General features: G+C 63.1%; 27 protein-coding genes. 11 read left to right on the top strand and 16 right to left on the bottom strand.

From position 1 onward, the window contains the following. The first annotated feature begins 131 nt into the window (after positions 1-131). From acpS to era, 4 genes are all read left to right on the top strand, one after another. Positions 132-536 (top strand): holo-ACP synthase, encoded by a 405-nt coding sequence (acpS, locus tag FN060_RS03470; RefSeq protein WP_142586882.1) that lies wholly within the window; start codon positions 132-134, stop codon positions 534-536. A gap of 76 nt (positions 537-612) precedes the next feature. After that, entirely contained in the window at positions 613-1,359 is a 747-nt protein-coding gene (lepB, locus tag FN060_RS03475; RefSeq protein ID WP_052637737.1) for a signal peptidase I, read from the top strand. After that, complete coding sequence (gene rnc / locus FN060_RS03480) at positions 1,360-2,076, top strand: ribonuclease III (RefSeq protein WP_142586883.1); 717 nt, start codon at positions 1,360-1,362, stop codon at positions 2,074-2,076. It begins immediately after the preceding gene. A gap of 8 nt (positions 2,077-2,084) precedes the next feature. Continuing rightward, the gene (gene era / locus FN060_RS03485; RefSeq protein WP_142586884.1) at positions 2,085-3,023 is read left to right on the top strand and encodes a GTPase Era; all 939 of its coding nucleotides are present in this window, start codon (positions 2,085-2,087) and stop codon (positions 3,021-3,023) included. Positions 3,024-3,029: 6 nt separating this feature from the next. On the opposite strand, the gene FN060_RS03490 is transcribed toward era, so the two are convergent. Further along, positions 3,030-3,395 (bottom strand): hypothetical protein, encoded by a 366-nt coding sequence (locus FN060_RS03490; protein WP_142586885.1) that lies wholly within the window; start codon positions 3,393-3,395, stop codon positions 3,030-3,032. A 151-nt stretch (positions 3,396-3,546) separates the two neighbouring features. Between FN060_RS03490 and recO the strand changes: the two genes are divergently transcribed. Continuing rightward, on the top strand, positions 3,547-4,299 hold the full coding sequence (gene recO / locus FN060_RS03495; protein WP_142586886.1) for a DNA repair protein RecO: 753 nt from the start codon (positions 3,547-3,549) through the stop codon (positions 4,297-4,299). On the opposite strand, the gene FN060_RS03500 is transcribed toward recO, so the two are convergent. From FN060_RS03500 to FN060_RS03520, 5 genes are all read right to left on the bottom strand, one after another. Beyond that, entirely contained in the window at positions 4,300-5,532 is a 1,233-nt protein-coding gene (locus tag FN060_RS03500) for an MFS transporter (protein WP_142586887.1), read from the bottom strand. A 106-nt stretch (positions 5,533-5,638) separates the two neighbouring features. Beyond that, positions 5,639-6,535 (bottom strand): DMT family transporter, encoded by an 897-nt coding sequence (locus FN060_RS03505; protein ID WP_142586888.1) that lies wholly within the window; start codon positions 6,533-6,535, stop codon positions 5,639-5,641. A gap of 126 nt (positions 6,536-6,661) precedes the next feature. Then, positions 6,662-7,510: an MOSC domain-containing protein gene (locus FN060_RS03510; protein WP_142586889.1), complete on the bottom strand. Its 849-nt coding sequence runs from the start codon at positions 7,508-7,510 to the stop codon at positions 6,662-6,664. A gap of 9 nt (positions 7,511-7,519) precedes the next feature. Further along, positions 7,520-8,170, bottom strand: a complete 651-nt coding sequence (locus FN060_RS03515) for an HD domain-containing protein (RefSeq protein ID WP_183949824.1) — start codon at positions 8,168-8,170, stop codon at positions 7,520-7,522. Continuing rightward, positions 8,167-10,869 carry a DUF2339 domain-containing protein gene (locus tag FN060_RS03520; protein ID WP_142586890.1) on the bottom strand — a complete coding sequence of 901 codons (2,703 nt, stop codon included), beginning with the start codon at positions 10,867-10,869 and terminating at the stop codon, positions 8,167-8,169. The genes FN060_RS03515 and FN060_RS03520 overlap by 4 nt, the downstream gene beginning before the upstream one ends. A 252-nt stretch (positions 10,870-11,121) precedes the next feature. Here FN060_RS03520 and FN060_RS03525 point away from each other — a divergent pair, with 252 nt between their 5' ends. From FN060_RS03525 to FN060_RS03535, 3 genes are all read left to right on the top strand, one after another. Further along, complete coding sequence (locus FN060_RS03525) at positions 11,122-12,153, top strand: ABC transporter substrate-binding protein (RefSeq protein WP_142586891.1); 1,032 nt, start codon at positions 11,122-11,124, stop codon at positions 12,151-12,153. A gap of 111 nt (positions 12,154-12,264) precedes the next feature. Beyond that, positions 12,265-13,053, top strand: a complete 789-nt coding sequence (locus FN060_RS03530) for an ABC transporter ATP-binding protein (protein WP_183949826.1) — start codon at positions 12,265-12,267, stop codon at positions 13,051-13,053. After that, positions 13,050-13,865, top strand: a complete 816-nt coding sequence (locus tag FN060_RS03535; RefSeq protein ID WP_142586892.1) for an ABC transporter permease — start codon at positions 13,050-13,052, stop codon at positions 13,863-13,865. Before FN060_RS03530 ends, FN060_RS03535 begins: the two co-directional genes overlap by 4 nt. A 42-nt stretch (positions 13,866-13,907) precedes the next feature. On the opposite strand, the gene FN060_RS03540 is transcribed toward FN060_RS03535, so the two are convergent. The 8 genes from FN060_RS03540 to FN060_RS03575 form a co-directional block, all read right to left on the bottom strand. Then, positions 13,908-14,801: a mechanosensitive ion channel family protein gene (locus FN060_RS03540; protein WP_142586893.1), complete on the bottom strand. Its 894-nt coding sequence runs from the start codon at positions 14,799-14,801 to the stop codon at positions 13,908-13,910. 84 nt (positions 14,802-14,885) lie between these two features. Next, the gene (locus FN060_RS03545; RefSeq protein WP_142586894.1) at positions 14,886-15,404 is read right to left on the bottom strand and encodes a tyrosine phosphatase family protein; all 519 of its coding nucleotides are present in this window, start codon (positions 15,402-15,404) and stop codon (positions 14,886-14,888) included. Then, a complete protein-coding gene (locus FN060_RS03550; RefSeq protein WP_142587115.1) occupies positions 15,401-15,979 on the bottom strand; it encodes a YfbR-like 5'-deoxynucleotidase in 579 nt (192 codons plus the stop codon). Before FN060_RS03550 ends, FN060_RS03545 begins: the two co-directional genes overlap by 4 nt. Before the next feature lie 32 nt (positions 15,980-16,011). Further along, entirely contained in the window at positions 16,012-16,857 is an 846-nt protein-coding gene (ygfZ, locus tag FN060_RS03555; protein ID WP_142586895.1) for a CAF17-like 4Fe-4S cluster assembly/insertion protein YgfZ, read from the bottom strand. Positions 16,858-16,930: 73 nt separating this feature from the next. Next, positions 16,931-17,659 (bottom strand): hypothetical protein, encoded by a 729-nt coding sequence (locus FN060_RS03560; protein ID WP_142586896.1) that lies wholly within the window; start codon positions 17,657-17,659, stop codon positions 16,931-16,933. Positions 17,660-17,675: 16 nt separating this feature from the next. Beyond that, positions 17,676-17,933, bottom strand: coding sequence for a hypothetical protein (locus tag FN060_RS03565; protein WP_052637754.1), 258 nt, complete (start codon positions 17,931-17,933; stop codon positions 17,676-17,678). 101 nt (positions 17,934-18,034) lie between these two features. After that, positions 18,035-18,460 (bottom strand): TIGR02301 family protein, encoded by a 426-nt coding sequence (locus FN060_RS03570; RefSeq protein WP_142586897.1) that lies wholly within the window; start codon positions 18,458-18,460, stop codon positions 18,035-18,037. Between the two features lie 23 nt (positions 18,461-18,483). Next, entirely contained in the window at positions 18,484-18,912 is a 429-nt protein-coding gene (locus FN060_RS03575) for an NUDIX hydrolase (RefSeq protein ID WP_142586898.1), read from the bottom strand. Positions 18,913-18,985: 73 nt separating this feature from the next. Here FN060_RS03575 and FN060_RS03580 point away from each other — a divergent pair, with 73 nt between their 5' ends. The 3 genes from FN060_RS03580 to FN060_RS03590 are packed head-to-tail and all read left to right on the top strand — an operon-like array spanning position 18,986 to position 20,746. Then, a complete protein-coding gene (locus FN060_RS03580; RefSeq protein ID WP_142586899.1) occupies positions 18,986-19,309 on the top strand; it encodes a YnfA family protein in 324 nt (107 codons plus the stop codon). Between the two features lie 42 nt (positions 19,310-19,351). Further along, positions 19,352-20,107: an SOS response-associated peptidase gene (locus FN060_RS03585; RefSeq protein ID WP_142586900.1), complete on the top strand. Its 756-nt coding sequence runs from the start codon at positions 19,352-19,354 to the stop codon at positions 20,105-20,107. Between the two features lie 27 nt (positions 20,108-20,134). Then, positions 20,135-20,746: a LysE/ArgO family amino acid transporter gene (locus FN060_RS03590; RefSeq protein WP_142586901.1), complete on the top strand. Its 612-nt coding sequence runs from the start codon at positions 20,135-20,137 to the stop codon at positions 20,744-20,746. Positions 20,747-20,752: 6 nt separating this feature from the next. Here the strand turns inward: FN060_RS03590 and FN060_RS23350 are convergent, their stop codons facing one another. Together FN060_RS23350 and pssA are read right to left on the bottom strand one after the other, a co-directional pair. Further along, on the bottom strand, positions 20,753-20,881 hold the full coding sequence (locus tag FN060_RS23350) for a hypothetical protein (RefSeq protein WP_280514316.1): 129 nt from the start codon (positions 20,879-20,881) through the stop codon (positions 20,753-20,755). Positions 20,882-21,029: 148 nt separating this feature from the next. Beyond that, a complete protein-coding gene (pssA, locus tag FN060_RS03595; RefSeq protein ID WP_142586902.1) occupies positions 21,030-21,851 on the bottom strand; it encodes a CDP-diacylglycerol--serine O-phosphatidyltransferase in 822 nt (273 codons plus the stop codon). Positions 21,852-21,858 lie beyond the last annotated feature (7 nt).

Here is a 21,858-nt window from a genome sequence, read left to right on the forward strand (position 1 = left end):
TCATCGTTGCGGTCGATTTGCCCAGTGAGGCAATCCGAATGTGAGGACGCGCTTGACGCGGCCTTCCTCAATGCTCAATTCATGAGCGTGAAGCATCCGAAGACGCCGGGACCCTCCCGGAAGGAGGGGCCGTGATCATTGGTATGGGCAGTGACCTGATCGACATCCGTCGCATCGAGAAATCGCTGGAACGCTTCGGGGAGCGCTTCACCCAGCGCTGCTTTACCGAAATCGAACGAACGAAATCCGACCGGCGGCGCAATCGCGCGGCGTCCTATGCGAAGCGGTTTGCCGCGAAGGAGGCCTGTTCGAAGGCTCTCGGCACCGGTCTGGCGCAGGGCGTATTCTGGAAGGACATGGGCGTCGTGAACCTGCCGGGCGGAAAGCCGACCATGGCCCTTACCGGAGGTGCTGCCGCCATCCTCGCAGGCCTGACACCGCCCGGCCACGACGCCTTTGTTCACGTCACCATCACGGATGAATACCCCTATGCGCAAGCCTTCGTCGTCATCGAAGCCCGGCCGGCGACCGATTGAACCATTGCCGCCGCTTGACTAAGGGGCTAGAGAATGCCGCACACCCGCACCAAGTGACTGAAGAGAAAGACCGCCAGTGTCCGACAGAGCCGACAAGAAGCAACAAAGCGCCCTCTGGGAAAACATCAAGGTCATCATCCAGGCGCTTTTGCTGGCGATGGTCATCCGGACCGTCTTCTTTCAGCCCTTCACCATTCCGTCGGGCTCGATGATGCCGACACTGCTCGTCGGTGACTACATCTTCGTCAACAAGTTTGCCTACGGCTATTCCAAGTATTCGCTGCCCTTTTCGCCGGACCTCTTCGACGGCCGCATCTTCGGCAGCGAGCCTGACCGCGGCGACGTGATCGTCTTCCGCCTGCCGACGGACACGGATGTGGACTACATCAAGCGCGTCGTCGGCCTGCCCGGTGACCGTATCCAGGTGACGAACGGGGTTCTCCACATCAATGGAGAGGCTGTTCCGCGCCAGCCGAACGGTGGCTTCACGTCCGACTACCGGCTCGATCCTGGTTCCGACGTCCCGATTTTCCGCGAGACCCTGGACAATGGTGTGAGTTACGACACGCTGGACCAGGTGCCGAACTCGCGCGGTGACGACACCCGGGAGTTCATTGTCCCTGAAGGCCACTACTTCTTTATGGGCGACAATCGCGACAACTCGCTGGACAGCCGCTTCGACGTCGGGTTCGTGCCGGCCGAGAACCTGATCGGCCGAGCCAGCGTCATCTTCTTCTCCGTCGGCAACGACACTTCTTTCCGAGAGTTCTGGAAGTGGCCGGCCAACATGCGCTGGGATCGTCTCTTCAAGGGTGTCGAGTGAATGAAGGCGAAGGCGCTGTCGGCTGAGGACAGGTCGAAGCTCGAGGAACTGATCGGCCATCACTTCGCCGACAAGCAGCGGCTGGACCGCGCGCTGACGCATGCAAGCACCGGTTCGGCCAAGGTATCGAACTACGAGCGGCTTGAGTTCCTGGGGGACCGGGTGCTCGGCCTGTGTGTTGCAGAGCTGCTGTTCCAGTCCTTCCCGGCGGCGGCCGAAGGAGAGCTGTCCGTCAGGCTCAACCAGCTCGTCAGCGCCGAAAGCTGCGCGCAGGTGGCCGACGAGCTCGAGCTCCACCGCTACATCCGCACCGGCGCCGACGTAAAGAAGCTGACCGGCAAGCGGATGCTGAATGTTCGGGCCGACGTGGTGGAAAGCCTGATCGCCGCACTTTATCTCGATGGCGGACTGGAGGCTGCGCGGCAGTTCATCCTGCGCAACTGGACGGAGCGCGCGACACGCGCAGACGGTGCCAGGCGTGACGCCAAGACCGAATTGCAGGAATGGGCGCATGCGAATTTCGCCGTGACGCCCTCCTACCGAGTCGAGGACCGTAGCGGACCGGATCACGATCCCCGTTTCACCGTCACTGTGGAAGTGAAGGGCGTGGCACCGGAGACCGGCGTCGACCGGTCCAAGCGTGCTGCCGAACAGGTGGCCGCCACGAAAATGCTTGAACGCGAAGGCGTATGGCAGAAGAATTCTGCCGAAGGTTGATTGGAACCATGACAGACAACGAGAACACCCCCACTGCCGAAACCGAGGCAGTCCAGACGCGATCTGGTTTCGTGGCCCTGATAGGGCCGACGAACGCCGGCAAGTCGACGCTGCTCAATCGCCTCGTCGGCGCGAAAGTGTCGATCGTCAGCCATAAGGTGCAGACGACGCGCGCCATCGTCCGCGGCATCGCGATCCATGGCAATGCGCAGATCGTTTTCATGGACACGCCCGGCATCTTCAAGCCGCGCCGGCGGCTGGACCGCGCCATGGTTACGTCCGCATGGGGCGGTGCAAAGGATGCCGATGTCATCATGCTCCTCATTGACAGCGAGCGCGGGCTGCGGGGCGATGCGGAGGCGATCCTGGAAAGCCTGAAGGAGGTCAAACAGCCGAAGATCCTCGTGCTGAACAAGATCGACCGGGTGAAGGCTGAGGATCTGCTGAAGCTTGCGGCCGCTGCAAACGAAGCGGTCGAGTTCGAGCGCACTTTCATGATCTCCGCAACCACCGGATCGGGCTGCGAGGACCTGATGAATTTCCTGGCGGAGCGCCTTCCGGAGGGGCCGTGGTACTATCCCGAGGACCAGATTTCCGACCTGCCGATGCGCCAGCTCGCAGCCGAGATCACTCGCGAGAAGCTCTTCCTGCGCCTTCACCAGGAACTTCCCTATGCCTCCCACGTGGAAACGGAGAAGTGGGAAGAGCGCAAGGACGGCTCGGTTCGCATCGAGCAGGTGATATATGTGGAGCGCGAGAGCCAGAAGAAGATCGCTCTCGGCAAGGGGGGCGAGGCCATCAAGGCAATCTCGACGGCCGCGCGCAAGGAACTGTCGGAAATCCTCGAGCAGCCCGTCCACCTCTTCCTGTTCGTCAAGGTGCGCGAGAACTGGGGTGACGATCCGGCTCGATTCCGCGAAATGGGGCTGGAATTCCCGAAGGGCTGACGTCGGCTATTTCTGCCGGTCCATCAGCGCCTTCACCTCCAGGTACCGGCGGCGGTTCTCAGGCTCCTGCTCGTTTTCCGAATAGCATGTATCGGAGATGCAGAAGCGGGTGAGGGTGAGCGGAGGGGTCGCGCTCATGAACTCGCACTCGATCTCGTTCGTGAAGTCGCTCGGCTTCGGGTCGTCGCGGGTCGTATAGGTCAGCCTTGCCCCAGGCGGCTCCAGTTCAGGGAAAGATTGCACTACGCCGGTTTTGATTGCCGGAACGAGGAGGAAGTTCTGGGCCACTGCAACGCAGGCCTCCTCCAGTTCCGGAGACTGGGCCATGGCGGGGGAGGCGGCGAGAACAAGGACGAGCGGAAGATATCGCATGGAAGCTCCTGAGGTCGAATGTCGCCGGGGCAATTCCGTGGGCGGGCAATTTGTTCCCGGAGATCCTCGATAATGTGGCGCCGAAAAGTGATTCAGCGGCGCGGACTTATCGGCTAGACTTGATGCCATACGGAAAGTGGTTGAGACATCGATGCAATGGCAGGATGAGGCGATCATCATCGGGGTGAAGCGTCACGGCGAAACCAGCGTCGTCGCCGAAGTAATGACGCGTTCACGCGGGCGCCATCTGGGCCTCGTCCGTTCCGGCCGATCGCGGAGCATGCAGCCCGTCCTCCAGCCCGGCAACAGGGTGGAGGCTGTCTGGCGGGCGCGTCTTGACGAGCATCTCGGTGAATTCAAGCTGGAGCCGCTTCGCCTGCGGGCCGCCCGGCTGATGGAAAAGGCGACGTCCGTCTATGCTGTCCAGGCGATGGGCGCTCTCCTGCGCCTGCTTCCGGAGCGCGATCCGCATCCACATCTCTACGAGGCGCTCGACGTGATCCTGGAAACGATGGAGGACCCGACAGATGCCGGTGAATTGTTCATCCGCTTCGAGCTCGCGATCCTGAACGACCTCGGATACGGCCTTGACCTCACGGAGTGCGCGGCGACCGGCTCGCAGCAGGATCTGAAATATGTCTCGCCCAAGTCGGGGCGCGCCGTCTGTGCCGAGGCTGGCGCTCCCTATGCGGATCGACTTCTTGCCCTGCCGGCCTTCCTCCGCGATGGAGCAACGGCTGCGGCCGACGCCGCAAGCATGGCGGCGGCCTTTCGGCTCACCGGCTTCTTCCTCCATCGACACATCTACGAACCGCGCGGCATCTCGGACAACGCCGCGCGCGATGGCTTCGTCCAGGCCGCGCTCAAGGCGCTGGCGCTTGAGGAGGAGCGGAGGGCCGGCTGATCAGGCGGGCTGCGCGGCCACCAGCGGACGCTCGACGGGTTTCTCCCGGATCGGCCAGTGGACGATTGCAGCGAAGATGCCCAGAGCGACGCCCAGCCACCAGACCGGATCGTAGGATCCGAAACGGTCGTAGAGGAAGCCGCCCATCCACACGCCGAGGAACGACCCGACCTGGTGGGAAAGGAACACGACTCCGCCCAGCATGCCGAGATGGCGTGTGCCAAACATGATCGCGACCAGCGCATTCGTCGGCGGCACGGTGGAAAGCCACAGCAGTCCCATGACGATCGCAAACACGATCACCGAAAGTGGCGACTGCGGCAGGAGAAGAAAGGCCGTTACCGCGATCGACCGGGCGATATAGATATAGGCGAGGAAATAGGGCTTCGAGTAGCGCTGGCCGATCACCCCGGCGGCCAGTGACCCGATGATGTTGAAGAAACCGATCAGCGCCATGGCAATCACGGCGTAGCTGGCTTCGATGCCGATGTCGCCGAGATAGGCGGGGAAATGGGCCGTGATGAAAGCAACCTGGAAGCCGCAGACGAAGAAGCCGCTGACGAGCAGGAGGTAGCTCCTGTGTGCGAAGGCTTCCCGCAGCGCCTCGCCGACGGTCTGCTTGAACTCCGCCTGCGACTGGGTGCCGGAGGAGGCATTCCCGCGCAACGGATAGGCGAGCAGCGGCACGATGAGCATCAGGACTGCCATGATCACGAGGCTGTCTGACCAGCCATAGGCCGAGATGAGGCCCTGGCTCAACGGCGCAAACAGGAACATGCCGGCGGAACCAGCGGCGGTACCGATACCGAAGGCGAACGATCGCTGCTGTGGCGTGACGTTGCGGGCGAATGCGGACAGGATGACCCCGAAGGAGCCGGCTGCAACCGCAAGCCCCACCAGAACACCACCGCCGACATGAAGTGCCGTCACCGACGCCCCGGTGGACATCAGGATCAGGCCTGCCGCGTAGAGGATGCCGGACAGGGCAAGCATGCGGCCCGTCCCGTACTTGTCGGCGAGCGCCCCGAAGATCGGCTGGCCGAGACCCCAGCTCAGGTTCTGGATCGCCATGGCGAGCCCGAAGGTGGAGCGGTCCCAGCCGGTGTCGGCCAGCATCGGAAGCTGGAAGAAGCCCATCGCCGAGCGTGGCCCAAAGGTCAGGACGGCGATCAGCGAGCCGGCGATGATGATCAGCCAGGGCATCGGGTTACGGGTAGCGGCAGCCTGGGTCATCGATGATGCCTCCTCAGTCACTCAAGCGTGGCATCATATCGCCGCTGCCGACATTCCCAAAATCAGTTTTTCACCAGCCAATGATCATCGGAATTGATAGAAGCCGCTACAACTCGCCCGACGGATCCATTGGCAGGAGCTTCCGGCCCGTGCGTGCCTCGCGGTAGATGGTGAACAACCCGGCGGCGACGACGATCAGCGAGCCGACGATCATGTTGAAGCCGAGCGTTTCGCCGTAGATGAACACGCCGATCAGCGTCACGAGCACCAGTTGCAGGTAGGACATCGACTGCACGATGACAGCGTCGATGTGATCGAAGGCGCGGATGAGCAGGTAGTGCCCGGAAATGCCGAGGACACAGAGCAGGAGCATCCACCAGCCGTCATTGCCCTCGAAGCTCGTCCAGTAGAAGGGGCCGACGAGGGAAATCGCCACAGCGCCGGCGACGCCAGTATAGAAGAAGCTGGTATTGGCGCTGTCGGTACGGCTCGCCAGCCGGGTAGTGATGGAATAGAGGCTGTAGAGGAAGGCGCAGGCGACCGGCAGCAGCAGGCCGAGGTCGAAGCCGCCTGCTTCCGGCTTCAGGATCAACAGAACCCCCACGAAACCTACGGCAATCGCCGTCCAACGTCGCCATCCGACGCGCTCGCCGAGGAGAGGCATCGAGAGCAGCGCGACGATCAGCGGCGCGGACTGCAGGATCGCCTGGCTCTGCGCCAGGCCAACCACCGCAAACGAAGTGATCGCGACGACGATCTGCAGGGCGAGGAGAACGCCCCGGAAGGCCTGGAGCCATGGCCGCGGTGTCGCCGCCGTGCCGCTGACGCCTGCTTGTGATCGGCTGGCAAGGGCGACTGCGAAGGCGGCGAAGGCCCAGTAGCGCATCATGGCGATGAAGACTGCCGGATAATTGTCGGCAAGATGCTTGGAAACACCGTCCTGGATGGAGAAGATCGTTACCGCCATCAGCGCGAAGACGAGGCCGGTCGCCCGAGATGTCATGTGGAATGCAGTCCCTGAAGATCTGCCCGGGCACATGTCCCGCTGCAGCCATGAACGGAGCCGGCAGGTTGTCTGACAACTTCCGCGTCGAAAATAGCGATCATCAACTCGCTGGCAAGGGCAGAATCAGCGTCTTTTGATCGGCCAGGGCATTTCCCGTCGCGACGTCACGCGCACCTCGTCGCCGAGATGAATACGCCCGGTCTGGCGTGGGACGGCGTTCCAGCCGAAAAGCGGCCCGGGCACCCGGCGGTCCGCTGACATCCGGATTCGTCCCATCGCCCGCATTGGGCTGGCAACGTCGCGTGAGCCGGTCGTCTGGTCCTGCGTCGTCATGATGCAGCGGGCACAGGGCTTCACCAGGTCGAAGGTGATGCCGCCAATCTCGACGGATTCCCAGCTGTCCTCCACCCAGGCTTCATCTGTCTCGACGACGATGTTCGGCCTGAAGCGCTCCATCCCGATCTCGCCTTCGCCGTGCGCGCGCATGTCGGCATTGATGGCCGCCAGGGATGCCGTCGTCGTGATCAACACCTGGTATCCGTCCGCGAAGATGACCGGCGTATCCTCGCCGGCCCATTCGCTGCTGGCGGTCCGATGGGATCGACGATCGAAGAAAACGAGCCGGACGTCCCGGCCGAGCCATTCGGAAAGCGTCCTGTTCACCTCGTCGCCGGCAACGGCGGCGGAAAGCGCGGATTTCCAGACCACCACATCCATACGCTGCTGCACATCGGGATGCTCCACCGTGAGCTTCCCCGAACCCTCCATGCCGATTTCCACCGATGAGGCCTGCGGCGTAACGCCGATCCGCGCCAGAGCCGGCAGGTCACGCTGGGTGATGAACATGCCGTCCGGATCCGTCACCATCATCTGCCGGTCGCCCGGTATCCCTGCAGGGCCGATCTCCGCCTCGGTCAGCGCGATCCCGCGGCCGCTCTTCAGGGGGTAGACGTTAAGTTCGCTGACCTTCATGGATAACCTTCAGATTTCGTCGAGAAAGAGATCGAGCACATGCTTCAGCCGCTCGTGCCGCTCCTGCGCCAGATGACGCCCGGTCGCGGTCTGGAAACCGTCTGCGAGCCGGAACAGCTTCGTCTCGAAATGGTCGATGGCGAAGCGCCGGTCGTCGAGCGGCCTGTTCTCGGCACGCGGGTCGGCGGGATCGTAGAGGCCGGAACCCATGCGGCCGGCGATATAGAAGCAGCGTGCGGCGCCGATCATGCCGATCGCATCCAGACGGTCGGCATCCTGCAGGATCTTTGCTTCGATCGTCTCCGGCTGAACCTTTGCAGAGAAGCTGTGGGCGGTGATGGCGTGAGCCACGGCGGCAATATAAGCTGCCTCCCATCCCAGTTCTTCGAGTACCGTTGATGCCTTCGTGGCGGCCATGCGAGAGGCCCTTGCGCGGAGTGGCGAATTCTTCTCGACGGCCACGCAATCATGCAGCAGCACCGCTGCCGCCAGTACCCGCTCGTCGCCGCCCTCATGCGCTTGGATCCGCATGGCATTGCGGAAGACCCGCAAAATGTGCGCGGTATCGTGGGAGCCGTCATCGCCTTCGGTAGCCTGCGGCAGAAGGGCCTCCGCCAGTGCCTCATGGGGCGAAAAGGCCGTCACGAGATCTCCGGTCACGCCTTTGCCTCGGGAACGGGAGGCAGTTCAGGCGGAGAGGAGGGGCGTCGGGCGAGGATCCTCTGGTAGAACAGCCCGATACCCATCAGCACGATGCCCAGTCCGATGAAGGACAGCGCGCGCAAGATGCCTTCCAGGTTGGACATGTCGATCAGGAAGACCTTCAGCACCGTGATGATGACCAGGCCCGCCGAGGCCAGCCGAAGGCTCCTGGCATCGAGACGCGAGCCGAGCACCAGCAGCGCAACCCCGATCAGAAGCCAGACGACGGAATAGGTGTAGGTCTCGTTCTGCAGGAAGCCTTTCCAGTCCGCGATGTTCTCGCCATGCCAGAAGCGGCGGACTGAAAGGGTCGCCCACAGGAAACCGAGCAGCGCACCGGCAAGCGCCAGCATCATGACATAGAGGCGGGGGCGCTTGTCGCGGGCGTAGTAGGCAAGGCCGGCATAAGAGAGGGCGGGGAGGAGATATCCGATCAGCAGCAGGTTCACGAATGGCCATGCTCCCGTGCTTTCTCCGCTGAGATAGGGGTTGAGCACGAAGACATGCAACGAGAGGACGTTTGCGGTGGCGAGAACACCGGCGATCATGGAGCCATAGCGGAAGACCGGGCTCGGAGCCCGCGTGTCCAGCGTCATCAGCGTCGCCGAAAGTCCGATCGTCAGCAGCGTGTAGATCGACTGCTCGCCAAGCGTTGCAACGCTGTCGTCAAGGACGCCACCGTTCATCGCATGGCGCACGAGGACGACGAGGGCCATCATTCCCATCAAAGCGGCGACTGCCTGGAGGAAGTTTCGCGCCCGGTGGTCCTGCCAGTTGCGCAGCTGATAGGCCGCGAGCACGGCGAGCAGTGCAGGAATTACGTAGCCCGGCAGCAGGGCGTTCCAGAAGGGCGTTGTTCCGAGCTGGTTTGCGCCCACCAGCGTCGGCTCCCAGGCGATGCGGGCGAAGACGACGACAATTGCCGCGCCCATTGCCCAGGGGAATGCCGGCCATGGCCGCCAGCGTGTGGCAAGGACATAGGCAAAGCCGATGACCGCGATCAGGATTGTTGTCGTGATGCCTGTGGTCAGCGCGTGAAGCGCAAAGGCAAGGCCGGCAAACGAGCCGAGAGCAACGAGATTAGCCGCCCGGTCCGCTTCGCCCGCCTCGCTCCGGAGGATGCGCCACTGGGCGATCCCGAGCAGAATGGCGCCCAGCGCCAGCCCGTAAAGTCCATGGATCCAGTCTGCGGCGAGCGTGCCGAAGTTCAGGAAGCTGATTGTCGCAAGGGCGACCGGCACGGCTGACATGGACAGCGCCCAGAGGGCTCCGAGCTTCGGCTCCAGGGTGCCCGTTCTACGAAGGAAGGCGAAGCCGAGGAAGGTGAAGACGCCGCCGAGCCCCAGGCTGATTGCGATCTCGAGGCCGAAGGAAAGCGGAGGCGCGGTTCCTCCCTCGGTGACCGGCACAGGAGTCTGATCGAGAAGGATGAGCGCCATCAAACTGATGCAGGCGACCGCACCGACGGCCGAAAGGAGGGTGGGCCAGACGGCGTAGGATCGGCCAGCGCCCAGGGCCGCGAGTGCGGCGACGAGTGATGCGGCGGCAAAAATGGGCATGATGGAATAGCCCTCGTCGACGGCAAGCATCGCCAATGCGGCAAGCAGAAGCACGAGCGACAGGGAAAGAGTGATGCCGAGGGGAGGGCGTCGCAGGAAGCGCCACCAGGTCTCGGTGGAGGCAGGTGGTTCCACTGTCCGGTGCCCGGGCCAGATGAAGCCAGTGCCGGCGATCGCAACGAGCAGGGCAAGTGTCGGCGGAGTGATGTCGGGGGTGAAGGCCTCGAACAGATAGGCCAGCACCCATCCGCCCAGACCGAGGTTTGCCAGTACCGGCACCAGGGTCCAGCGGCGCAGCCGCGCGGCGCCGGCAGATGCAAGCCAGGTGACGGCAAGAAAGGTGAAGAGGACCCAGGGACTGGGCGCGGTGGTGGAAACGAGAGCGGGCGTCACCAGCGAGCCCGCAAGTCCGAGGCCGGCGAGTGCCTGTCCGTGCAGCAGCGACAGGGAAACGGTGCCAAGCGAGATCACGCCGAGCAGCACGAAGGCAGGGGTCGCGCCGATGAAGCCATAATAGCCATGCGCGGCGTAGGTAGCGCCGAGCAGCGTGATCGCACCGGCGGCGGTCAGGGCGCCAGGGATCATGGCATTGCCATAGCGGTCGGCGATCGGCTCGATCATCCGGCGCCGAATGGCCTCACCAGTGCCGATCAGGAGGAGGCCGAATACCCCTGCCAGGATGAGGCGCGTCTCGGGCCCGATCAGGCCGCTTTCAATCGAATACCGGATGAGGAAGATCCCGCCGAGGGCAAGCGCTACGCCGCCAACCCACACGGCCCAGCGCGCCCCGAGATTGCTCTCCAGCGTGTCGCTGGTCTCTGCCTTGTCGTTGAGAGGCTTCAGGTCATGGACAGCGTCCTCTCGCGCTGCAATCGCAACGGCAGCGTCTGCTGCGGCTTCTGCCGTGTCCTCCGCTGGCGGCGCCAAGGTTTCGGCCTCCGTCTCGGCGATCGCAGCGTCCGGCGGGGCCGTGGAGGTAAGGGTGTCGATCCGCTGCCTCATGGCGAGGAGTTCGTCTTCGACCCTGGCCAGCCTGTGCGAGGTCTTTCTTTGCCAGGCGATTGCCAGCACGATGGCGATGAGCAGCAGAAGATCCATGAAGGTCGCCCGGTCCCGAGAATGCTCCGCTTATACATGCCACCGGCGAAAACCAAAACCGGGGAGCGTCGTTGGCAGCGCGGCGTTGCCAATGCTCCCTTTCTGGGCAAGCTGCCTTCGTCACGGCCTCTGCTGGACTAGTTATTGTGCATCGCAAAATTTGGTGAATTTCTAGGCAGATATCGCTTGCGCACCGTCCCTCTTGCTGGTTTGAATGGGGCATCAAAAACCAGCAGGGGAACGACAATAACAATGTTCACGCGTCGATACTTCACCAAGCTCACAGCTGCGGCAGCCGTTGCCGTCGGCATCGGACTGCCCTCAGTCGCTCTGGCAGAGACGGCCATCAAGTTCACGCTCGACTGGAAATTCGAGGGGCCGGCTGCAGGTTTCCTGCTTGCAGCCGATAAGGGCTACTTCAAGGAGGAAGGACTCGACGTTACCATCGACACCGGCAACGGCTCGGTTGAGGCAATCCCGCGCGTCGCCACCGGCACCTACCAAATGGGTTTCGGCGACATCAATTCGCTGATCAAGTTCCTTGACGAGGACCCGTCCCAGAAGGTCAAGGCGGTCATGATGGTCTATGAGCGTCCAACGTTTGCGGTCGTCGGCCGCAAGTCGCTCGGCGTCACCGAAGATCCGAAGTCGCTCGAGGGAAAGAAGCTCGGTGCTCCGCCGCCGGATGGCGCCTTTGCCCAATGGAAGGCCTTTAAGGAAGCTGCGGACATCGACGACAGCAACATCACCATCGAGTCTATCGGCTTCCCGGTTCGCGAGCCTATGCTCGCCAAGGGCGACGTAGATGCGGTCTTCGGCTTCGCCTTCTCCGTGATCCTCAACCTCAAGGCCCAGGGGATCACAGACGACGACATCGCCACCATCCTGATGGCCGAGAATGGCCTCAACCTCTATGGCAACGCCGTACTGGTGAACACGGACTTCGCCGCGGAAAACCCTGAGGCGGTGAAGGGCTTCCTGAGGGCGCTGGCCAAGGGATTTGCCGATGCCGTCGCCAACCCCGAGGAAGGGGTCGCCGCAGTCCTCAAGCGCAACGAGACGCTCAATACCGACATTGAGGTCGAGCGCCTCAACATGGCCAACGCCATGAACATCAAGACACCTTATGTCGTCGAAAACGGCTTCGGCGATATCGACATGGAGCGCCTCGGAGCCTCGATCGAGACCCTCAAGGTCTCGATGGGTCTGAAAGGCAATGTGAAGGCCGACCAGGTCTTTGACCCGAGCTTCCTGCCTGCCAAGGAAGAGCGGATGCTGCCCTAAGAGCGGCGCGCCCTGCATCGATCACCGTGACCTTCCCCCGGTCTCGCGGGGGAAGTGTCAGACTACGGCGGGCAAGAGGCGCCCAAGCGCCCTGACGAAAAGAAGAAGACAATGTCCCATCTCGTATCCATCGACGACGTCGACATGCGCTATGGCGGCGCCGACGGCACGCTCGCCGTGTCCGGTCTCACCATGCGCGTTGCCAAGGGCGAGTTTGCCGCCGTCGTCGGTCCCTCCGGCTGTGGCAAGTCGACCCTGATGAAACTAGTCACCGGCCTGCATATTCCGCAGAAGGGCACGGTGATCGTCGCCGGTCAGCAGGTGACGAAGCCGGTTTCCATCGTAGGAATGGCGTTCCAGAACCCGACCATGCTGCCCTGGCGCACCACGCTGGAGAACATCCTCCTGCCGCTGGAGATCGTCGAGAAGCACCGCCATCGCCTGCGGGCGAACAAGAAGGAATACGTCGCCAAGGCGGAGCATCTCCTGGAACTTGTAGGCCTCAAGGGCTTCGGCTCAAAGTTTCCTTGGCAGTTGTCCGGCGGCATGCAGCAGCGCGCCAACCTCTGTCGCGCGTTGATCCACGAGCCGGAACTCCTGATGCTCGACGAGCCCTTCGGAGCGCTCGACGCCTTCACCCGCGAGGAGCTCTGGTGCGTGATCCGCGACCTTCACGCGGCCCAGGGTGTCACCATCGTGCTCGTCACCCATGACCTGCGCGAAGCGGCCTTCCTCGCCGACAAGATCTTCGTGATGAGCGCGCGCCCAGGCCGCATCCTTCGGGAGCACCAGGTCCCCTTCGAGCGTCCGCGCGATCTTGAGGTCATGTACGAGGCCCGCTTCACCGATCTGGTTCATGAGCTTCACGGCGAGATCGCCCATGCGAGGGTTGCTGCATGACCCTCCTCAACGAATCCGTCTCGCCAACACCCGAGACCAAAGCGCCATTCCGCATCAACTGGGTGCGTGCTGCCCCCTGGCTCTACACGCTCGGCCTCTTCTTGGGCTGGGAACTGCTGGTGATTCTCCTTGATACGCCGGTGACGGTGCTGCCCGCGCCGAGCCGCGTCTTCCAGGCGGTTGTGCAGTACTGGTCGGCAATCTGGAAGAACTCGCTGCAGACGCTGTTTACGACCACGCTCGGTTTTGGCCTTGCAGTCGTCGGCGGGCTGGCGCTCGGCCTCTTCATCGGCTGGTCGAAGACGATTTACGCCGGTCTCTACCCACTGATGATCGGCTTCAATGCCATCCCAAAGGTCGCGGTCGTCCCGATTCTCGTCATCTGGTTCGGGATCGGCACGATGCCGGCGGTCATCACCGCCTTCCTGATCTCCTTCTTCCCCATCGTCGTCAACGTCGCGACCGGGCTCGCCACTATCGAACCAGAGACGGAAGACGTGCTGCGGGCGCTGGGTGCGCGCAAGATGGACATCATGCTGAAGGTCGGCATCCCTCGTTCGATGCCCTACTTTTTCGGCTCGCTGAAGATCGCCATCACCCTTGCCTTCGTCGGCTCGGTGCTGAGCGAGACGGTTGCCGCCAATTATGGCCTCGGCAACATGATGAGCTCTGCGCAGAGCCAGTTCAATGTGCCCCTGGTATTCGCGGGGCTCCTGGCGCTCGCTGTCGAAGGCATCGCCATGTACGCGCTGATGGCCTGGATCGAGAAGCGGATGACCGGTTGGGCGCACCGCTCCACCATGTCGCACTGAGACGTGAGGAGGCCCGGAATGTCTCCTCCGGGCCCTGTCCTATCAGTTGCGCGTCTGAGGGGCCTGTTCCGATAGCTGCAGCAGCGGCGGCTGCTCTTCGTCGGCCGGGGCACGGTAGGTGACCTGCGGATAAGGAATGGTGATTCCTTGCTGGTCGAAGGCTTCCTTGACCGCTTTCGTGATGTCGCGGCTGGTCGCCCACCAGACGGAGCTATTGGCCCAGTAGCGCATGGCCAGCACGACGGCACTGTCGCCGAGGTCCATGACAAAGGCGGCCGGCGCAGGATTGTCGAGGACGCGCTCGTCGCCTTTTGCAATCTGCAGCATGATGCCGATCGCTTTGTCGATGTCGTCCTCGTAGGCGATCCCCACCTTGAAATCATGCATGCGGGTGGAAAGGCGGCTGTAGTTCGTTACCGGCACGTTCCAGAGCAGCGAGTTGGGCGCGAGGCGGTAGAGCCCGTCATATGTCTTCAGCTCGGTGGCAAACAGCCCGATGTCCTGCACGATACCATTGATGCTTCCCGTATCGATATACTCCCCGACCCGGAAAGGCCGCAGCACAAGAAGCATGATACCCGCGGCAATGTTCTGCAGTGTGCCTTGCAGGGCCAATCCGATCGCCAGACCAATCGCGCCGAGTGCGGCCAGAATGGATGCCGTCTGGACGCCGAACTGGCCGAGCACCATCACGAAGACGATAACCAGGATCGCATAGCGAATGACGTTGGAGAAGAACTGCGCAAGAGTGGCGTCGATGCCGTGAATGCTGGATAACCCGCGATAGGCCCAGCGGCTGAGAACGCCCGAAGCGATCCATCCGATCGCGAGCAGAATGATCGCGCCGAGGATTGAAAAGGAATACTGCACCGCCAGCGCCGAGAGTTGCGCCAGCGCAGCCCGGGTCGCTACGACGAAGTCGGATGCTTGGTCCATGGGTTGAATGCTCCTTTCACGGCCCCGGCCCTAATTGGTGCGGGTGCCGGGGAGGTCAAGGAAGCGTGTGGCTAGGTAGGCAGTCTAGCTCCGCAACGGCAGGAGGAAGGATGCTCGCCCGTCGGTCTCGGCGCCGCGGCCGATCCTCTTGATCGCCGCGATCAGCCGGCCATTACGTCCGAGAAGCCGATCGCCGAATTCGATCAGACGCGGGTTTGGCGTCGCGTGCGGCGCGACCTGCCGGAGCCGAGCTGCCAGTTCGACGTCGTCCTCGTCCGGATCAACGGCGAGCGAGGCGATCACCGCGGCAGCGGGTGAGCGGGAAACGCCCATCCAGCAGTGGATCACCATGGGCGATGCCCGGTCCCACTGCCGTGCGAAGTCGATCAACCGCGCAACATGCTCCTCGGCCGGCGCCACCAGGTCGCCCGTGCCGGCGAAGGCGATGTCATTCATCCGGAGAACGAGGTGACGTTCCGCAGAAATGAGACCGGGGCGGTGGAAGTAATGCTTCTCCGCCATCAGGCTGACCAGATGCGTCGCCCCGTGGCGTGCCGAGAGCTCGGCTGTGCTGGCGAGCGGGCAGACGACGATCCCGCTCAAGCGCGAACCTCCGATGCGCGCTCGGCATCCAGTTCTGCAAAGCGCTTGAGGAAGCGTGACTGTGCTTCCAGGGCCGGCATGGGCTCCAGCATCAGCATGTCCCGCGTAATGCCGCGTGGCTGGCCAAAGAACTTCCGTGCTTCCTCGACCGAGAAACCTGCAAGTTCCGTCGCTTCGAAGAAGGCGGCGACGGTGTCGGCCTTCTTGATCTGTGTCTTCAACTCCTGGCCGGGATGCGCCGGTAGTCCGAACCGCAGGTGGATCGCCGCCTCCAGCCGGTGCTCGACAGTCTTGTAGCCGCCCCCGACCACCGACTTGAACGGCGAGATCATGTCGCCGATCACATATTCCGGCGCGTCATGCAGCAAAGCCATCATCAGGCTCTGGCAGTCACTATCCGTGCATCGCCGGAACACCTCCTCCACCACCAGGCAATGCTGGGCGACGGAAAAGGCGTGGTCGCCGCGGGTCTGGCCGTTCCATCGGGCGACGCGGGCAAGCCCGTGGGCGATGTCAGAAATCTCCACATCGAGCGGCGAGGGGTCGAGCAGGTCGAGGCGGCGGCCGGACAGCATGCGCTGCCAGGCGCGGGGCGATCTGGTGCCGCTCACGAGCCAGCCTCTTGTTCATCGGAGGGGAAGTCCAGGCCGCTCCAGGCGGGAAGCCGGACGGTCACGGGCTTTCCCCCCGCAAACACGGGCGTGCCGGCGGCGATCGCCGCGCCGATGCGATCTGTTCGAAGGATGGCAAGGCCAGCGCGCCCGCATACCGTGCCGAGCGTGCCGGCGGGCTTTCCTCCGGCGATGATCTCCGTTCCCGTCGGCGGAAGCGGCTCGTCCGCCGCAATCTGCACGAGGCGGCGTCGCGCCGTGCCGCGATGCTGCATGCGGGACACGACCTCCTGGCCGACATAGCAGCCCTTGCGGAAAGAAAGCCCGCCGTTGAGGTCCATCAGGATATCGTGCGGAAACGCATCCTGGAGTGCGTAGTCCACGCCCGAAGCGGCGACACCGGCCTCCACCCTCAGTGACTCGTAGTCCCCGTCGGCGAAACCCGTGTCGACCAGCCCGGGCATACGCGTGAGCGCGATGGCGGCGTGATCGAAGCGCGAATCGGTAACGCCGCTCGCCACTTCATCCTCTCCCCAGACGACGGTCGCTCCCTGCTGCTCCAGGACCGCGATCTCGACGGCGGCCCGCAGCTTGTACATGGTCAGCCGACGCACGAGCGCGTCCTGCTGCACGGCATCCGTCTCGATCAGGAAGCCGTCGCCATCCCGCCAGATGGAGAAGTCGAACAGGATCTTGCCCTGGGGTGTCAGCAGCGCCCCGGGTTTTGCGACCCCGTCCGGCATCGAGACGATGTCGGTCGTGATGAGGTTCTGCAGGAAGTGCTCCGCCTCCGGGCCGGAAATGCGAAGGAAGCGTCGCTCGGGAAGATGGGCCGCTGGCATGTCAAAATCTCGGATTGTCAGACCCAAGAGTTAGGCGTTCAGCCCGGATGGGGCAAGACCGCAGGAGGCTCGATCAGTCGCCGCCGGTGAGGGACTTCCACTCCCCGTCGGGCGTGATTGCCAGGCGGTAGAAGTTGTAGTTGCCGCCTTCCTCCATTCCCATCAGGTCGCCGGCAGTCACAATCCGCAGCAGTTCCACCCGCTCCGGCGGCGTTAGGGATGCCAGCGGCTTTCCAGCAAAGTATGGCCACACATAGGCTTCCTCCTCCGTGCCGGCATCCATCCGGACCGCTCCGCTCGATAGGATGTCGAGGAGAATTGCGAGGATCTCCAGGCCTTCCGGATCGCCGGAATAGCTTCGCAACGCGTCGATGGGGTCGCTGATGTCGCCGTTGATGATCGTCTGCCGAGGACCGGTCGTCAGCGGCCGCAGCCGCTCGATGTCTCCGGAAGCCGCGGCCTCCACGAGCAGTTCGCGCATGCGGCGGACCGGTTCCGGCAGGAGTGCGGGATCAAGGATGATCTCGGCGGCGACGGGTTCGCCTGCCTCCGGCGGCTCCACGTCCTGCGCGTCGTCGTTGCGCGGCACGGACCGGTTGATCAGGGGCTCGGGAAGAGGCAGGCCAGGGGCCACATCCTCGCTCTCTTCCAGCGTTTGGTCGCGGCTATCCTGACCGCGATTGGTGCCGAATTCGGACAGTGCGACCGTGGAGACGGGGAAAAGAACAACAAGCAGCAGCGCGCCGAGCGCACTTATGCCGGCGGCAAGGCCTTTCTCGAAGCTTCCCGGTGCCTGGTGCATCGGAACGCCCTGCGCGTTATTGAAGACTGCGTTCCGGAGAGAATTCGCCCGCCAGCATCCGCTCGCGAAGGGTCTCCAGCATGGCTTCGGCGCCCATTTCGCCGTGGATGCGAATCGTCTCGCGCATGGCGAGCGCAAAAGCCGCATCGGCGATGATCTCGGGTTCGATCCCGTCCGCCATGCCGTCCGCCCAGGCCTCGTTCTGGTATTCCAGCGCAACCTGCATCTTCTCATGGACAATCATGTCGTCGATTTCGTTGCGGCCTGTCTGCATCATGTCTTCCTCGGTGACCCGTGGGTTACTTCGTCGTTAAGGACTCTAGCAGCCTTTTACCAAAACGACACGGTCTGCTGGCGAAGGAGGTAAATAATACCCTAATTTCCGAATCTGGCGGCAATTTCTCCGGCGAGTGTTGCGCCTTCGTTACGGTGGCGCTCTTCTGCCGTCCGTGCCGCGTCGGTGCATGTGGTATGAACGGCGGCGAAGGAACGGTAGCCGCGATTGAAGGCAGCCGTAAGGCGCTCCCGTCGTTTCGGCTCGCTTTCGGTATCTGCGTTCAGCAGATCCTGCATCGCTGTCCGCCAGTCATCCGAAGTATCTCCGCAAAGCGTCCGCAGGTAATGCAGGGAACCGAGGATTTCGGCGAGCCGTGAAAGCTGCTGGTCGTAAGGTGCTGGCTTGTCTTCCTGAGCGGGCGCGGTCGTGGCTGCGGGAGGCGCGGCCTCTTGCGCCGCCAGCGGCGGAATGACGAGCGTAATCAGGCTCAGGAGTGTCGCGCCGGCTAGCAGTCTTGAACGCATGGTTTCTCTCGCTGTGGCTCGGCTCAGCCCGGTCCTGCGGTTAGCTTCTCGACGCAATCGAGCACGCTTGCCGGAACCGGGAGCGCCCGAATCTCCTCCAGCGTATACCAGCCATGGTCGACGGCATCATCCCCGGCAATGGCTTCCAATGATGCGTCAGCTCTCACCCGGAAGACCGACAGCAGGAAATGCGTCTCGATCATGCCATTCGCTTTCTCGGTTTTGAGATCGTAGGTGGCGAAGAGCACGGGGTCGTGTGCTTCGATGCCGGTCTCCTCGAAAAATTCTCGAAGCGCCGTCTGCTCCGGGCTTTCGCCCTGCTCGGCGCGCCCGCCTGGAAAGGCAAACATGTCGGCCGCGGGCGGATTGCGCCGGCGGATCAGCAGGAAGCGGCCATTTCGCTCCAGGATGGCGGAGGAGGCAAGGGCGGGCTGCGCCGGAGGTGCTGTCATGCGAACTTGGTCCCTGATCTGCCCTAGCGTAGAACGAATCGCTGGAAACGGGAACGGAGCGGAACAGACATTGATGAAGGCATATCTTCTCTTTTCCGTGGCGGCGCTTGCGGAGATCGCCGGCTGCTTCGCCTTCTGGGCCTGGTGGCGGCTGGACAAGCCGGTGTGGTGGCTGGTGCCGGGCATGATGTCGCTTGCTGTCTTCGCAGCAGCCCTCGCGCTTGTGCCGAGCGAGGCCGCCGGCCGAACCTACGCCGCCTATGGCGGCATCTATATCGTCGCCTCCATTCTGTGGCTTTGGCTGGTCGAAGGGCGTCTCCCGGATCGCTGGGACGTTTCCGGCGGCCTTGTATGCCTCGCCGGAACCACGCTCATCCTGTTCGGACCCCGGCCCTGAGCCTTCCTTGACCGCTTGCGAAGGTGGTGCGATGACAATTGCATGTGTGGACGCTATGCGCTGACCGCGACGCCGGAAGATATCCTTCACTTCCTGAGCGTTATCGACATCGAAGACTTCCCGGCACGCTTCAACATCGCGCCGACGCAGCCGATTCTCGTCGTTGCCGCGGAGGACCATCACGAGCCGGGCAGCAACCTGCCGCCGCGACGTGCGCTCCTGGCGCGCTGGGGGTTCATTCCGGGCTGGGTGAAGGATGTCCGCAACTTTCCCCTGCTGATCAACGCCCGCGCGGAAACTGCCCAGGAAAAGGCATCCTTCCGCGGCGCCATGCGCCACCGGCGCATCCTCGTTCCTGCCTCGGGATTTTATGAATGGCGTCGGCCAGCCAAAGAAACGGGTCTGCCCGCGCAGCCGTATTGGATTCGCCCGCGCAAGGGTGGACTCGTGGCGTTCGGTGGGCTGCTGGAGACCTATGCATCGGCGGACGGGTCCGAACTCGACACGGCCGCGATCCTGACAACAAAGGCAAACGCAGCCATTGCGGGCATTCATGATCGCATGCCGGTCGTTATTCAGCCGGACGATTTCTCGCGCTGGCTCGACTGCAAGACGCAGGAGCCGAGGGAGGTGGCCGACCTGATGCAGCCTGCGCCGGACGACTTCTTCGAAGCCCTTCCGGTCTCCGATCTTGTCAACAAGGTCGCCAACATGGGTCCGGAACTCCAGAAGCCGATCATCCTGGCGGAACCCCAGGACCCGCCTCCCAAGGCTACAGCCCAGATGTCGCTCTTCTGATTCAATCCTGAAACTTGGACGTCTTCCATGCTCTCCGCAGCACTCTCGGGCTTCGCGCTCGGCGCCTCGCTCATCATCGCCATTGGCGCGCAGAATGCCTTCATCCTCCGGCAGGGCCTGATCCGCAGCCACGTCTTCATCCTGTGCCTGATCTGCGCGCTCTCTGATGCCTTGCTCATTGCCGCGGGCGTTGCCGGGGTGGGGACGATCGTGGCGCAATCGCCAACGCTGATCATGGTCGTCACGGTTGGCGGTGCGGTTTTCCTTGCCACTTATGCCTTCATGGCATTTCGCCGTGCCTTGCGGCCGACGGCCATGGCGGCGGGTACGCCGGAAGGACTGCCGCTGAAGACAGCGGTGGCGACCTGCCTGGCCTTCACCTTCCTCAATCCCCACGTTTATCTGGATACTGTGGTTCTGCTGGGAAGCCTGTCTGCCGCTTTCGAAGGATCCGAACGTGCGGCCTATGGCGCGGGAGCCGTCGTCTCTTCCTTCGTCTGGTTCTTCGCCCTGGGCTACGGCGCCCGCCTTCTTGCGCCGCTGTTTGCCAGACCCGCCGCATGGCGGGTCCTGGATGTTCTGATCGGACTCGTGATGAGCCTATTGTCGATCGGGCTGATCGTCAGCCTGGTCAAATAAGCCTGATCAGCCGGCAGGCTTCAGGACCTTCTTCGGCTTCAGCATAAGCGCTGCGGCGACAACCGCCTTCAGGGCCAGCGGGCGAAAGGGAGGCGTCTGCTCAGGTTTAGGGGCGGTAACGGGGTCTTTGCTCATGGTGGTCTCCTCGCCATGCGATCTGGTCTTGCGGCAGAGGATCTTGTCTTCAAACTCGGCGGAATAGTGGCGTAACGGCAGGCAACCTTTCACCTGCTCGCTTTGGTCGCACCTTGAAGCGAAACTGATGCAAACCTGCCGCAGTGCCTTAAACGGATGCGTTGTCGTCCTCGATCGTCAACGTTCCGTACCGTCGCTGCCAAAGCCGCGCGCTGAACGGCAGGAAGGCGAGGTAGGCGAGGACGCTGACGACGAGCACCTGCCATGTGTAGCTCATCAGCAGTGCGACATAGAGGACGACCACCAGAAGGATGGGAAACATCAGGTCTCGGCGCACCTTCGTCTGGGATTTGCCCGACCAGACCGGCAGGCGACTGACAAGCAGGTAGCCGATCAGGATCGTGTAGGCGACGCTGCCGTAGACGAATACCGGGGAGGGATCCACACCGAGGAAACCCAGGTAGACCGGCAGCAGCACCAGCACCGCACCCAGTGGGGCGGGCACGCCGACGAAGAATTCCGACTGCCAGGCCGCCTTTTCCTGACGCTCTTCCATGACGTTGAAACGCGCGAGCCGAAGCCCCGCGGCAATCGCGTAGATGAGGGCTGCGATCCATCCGAAGGAGCGGGCATGGTCGAGCAGGAAAGCATAGGAGACAAGCGCCGGTGCGACGCCGAAGTTAATGATGTCGGCGAGCGAGTCCATCTGCACGCCGAAGCGGGAACTAGCCTTGAGAAGCCGCGCGACCCGCCCGTCGATGCCGTCGAGGAAGGCCGCGAGCAGCACCATCGCCACCGCCAGTTCATAGCGTCCCTCGAAGCCGAGCCGGATTCCGGTCAACCCGGCGCAGATGGCAAGAACCGTGATGAGGTTCGGCACCATCAGCCGCACGGGTATTTCCCGCAGCCGGGGGCCCCGTCCGCTCGTGTCGGACCGCGGTGTCTCTGGCGGGGAAACGGGGCTCTCCATGCGCTCT

It is taken from the genome of Pseudorhizobium halotolerans, assembly GCF_902153235.2.
GTDB classification, from domain to species: Bacteria; Pseudomonadota; Alphaproteobacteria; order Rhizobiales; family Rhizobiaceae; genus Neorhizobium; species Neorhizobium flavum.

Coding starts and splice junctions, on each gene's coding strand:
- FN060_RS03500 (WP_142586887.1), bottom strand. CDS start 5,532: ATGACCCAGGCTGCCGCTACCCGTAACCCGATGCCCTGGCTGATCATC.
- FN060_RS23350 (WP_280514316.1), bottom strand. CDS start 20,881: ATGAGCAAAGACCCCGTTACCGCCCCTAAACCTGAGCAGACGCCTCCC.
- ygfZ (WP_142586895.1), bottom strand. CDS start 16,857: ATGCCAGCGGCCCATCTTCCCGAGCGACGCTTCCTTCGCATTTCCGGC.
- FN060_RS03525 (WP_142586891.1), top strand. CDS start 11,122: ATGTTCACGCGTCGATACTTCACCAAGCTCACAGCTGCGGCAGCCGTT.
- FN060_RS03505 (WP_142586888.1), bottom strand. CDS start 6,535: ATGACATCTCGGGCGACCGGCCTCGTCTTCGCGCTGATGGCGGTAACG.
- FN060_RS03590 (WP_142586901.1), top strand. CDS start 20,135: ATGCTCTCCGCAGCACTCTCGGGCTTCGCGCTCGGCGCCTCGCTCATC.
- FN060_RS03580 (WP_142586899.1), top strand. CDS start 18,986: ATGAAGGCATATCTTCTCTTTTCCGTGGCGGCGCTTGCGGAGATCGCC.
- recO (WP_142586886.1), top strand. CDS start 3,547: ATGCAATGGCAGGATGAGGCGATCATCATCGGGGTGAAGCGTCACGGC.
- pssA (WP_142586902.1), bottom strand. CDS start 21,851: ATGGAGAGCCCCGTTTCCCCGCCAGAGACACCGCGGTCCGACACGAGC.
- FN060_RS03510 (WP_142586889.1), bottom strand. CDS start 7,510: ATGAAGGTCAGCGAACTTAACGTCTACCCCCTGAAGAGCGGCCGCGGG.
- FN060_RS03560 (WP_142586896.1), bottom strand. CDS start 17,659: ATGCACCAGGCACCGGGAAGCTTCGAGAAAGGCCTTGCCGCCGGCATA.
- FN060_RS03585 (WP_142586900.1), top strand. CDS start 19,352: ATGTGTGGACGCTATGCGCTGACCGCGACGCCGGAAGATATCCTTCAC.
- era (WP_142586884.1), top strand. CDS start 2,085: ATGACAGACAACGAGAACACCCCCACTGCCGAAACCGAGGCAGTCCAG.
- FN060_RS03565 (WP_052637754.1), bottom strand. CDS start 17,933: ATGCAGACAGGCCGCAACGAAATCGACGACATGATTGTCCATGAGAAG.
- FN060_RS03535 (WP_142586892.1), top strand. CDS start 13,050: ATGACCCTCCTCAACGAATCCGTCTCGCCAACACCCGAGACCAAAGCG.
- FN060_RS03570 (WP_142586897.1), bottom strand. CDS start 18,460: ATGCGTTCAAGACTGCTAGCCGGCGCGACACTCCTGAGCCTGATTACG.
- FN060_RS03540 (WP_142586893.1), bottom strand. CDS start 14,801: ATGGACCAAGCATCCGACTTCGTCGTAGCGACCCGGGCTGCGCTGGCG.
- FN060_RS03575 (WP_142586898.1), bottom strand. CDS start 18,912: ATGACAGCACCTCCGGCGCAGCCCGCCCTTGCCTCCTCCGCCATCCTG.
- rnc (WP_142586883.1), top strand. CDS start 1,360: ATGAAGGCGAAGGCGCTGTCGGCTGAGGACAGGTCGAAGCTCGAGGAA.
- FN060_RS03530 (WP_183949826.1), top strand. CDS start 12,265: ATGTCCCATCTCGTATCCATCGACGACGTCGACATGCGCTATGGCGGC.
- FN060_RS03520 (WP_142586890.1), bottom strand. CDS start 10,869: ATGGATCTTCTGCTGCTCATCGCCATCGTGCTGGCAATCGCCTGGCAA.
- FN060_RS03550 (WP_142587115.1), bottom strand. CDS start 15,979: ATGCTGTCCGGCCGCCGCCTCGACCTGCTCGACCCCTCGCCGCTCGAT.
- FN060_RS03490 (WP_142586885.1), bottom strand. CDS start 3,395: ATGCGATATCTTCCGCTCGTCCTTGTTCTCGCCGCCTCCCCCGCCATG.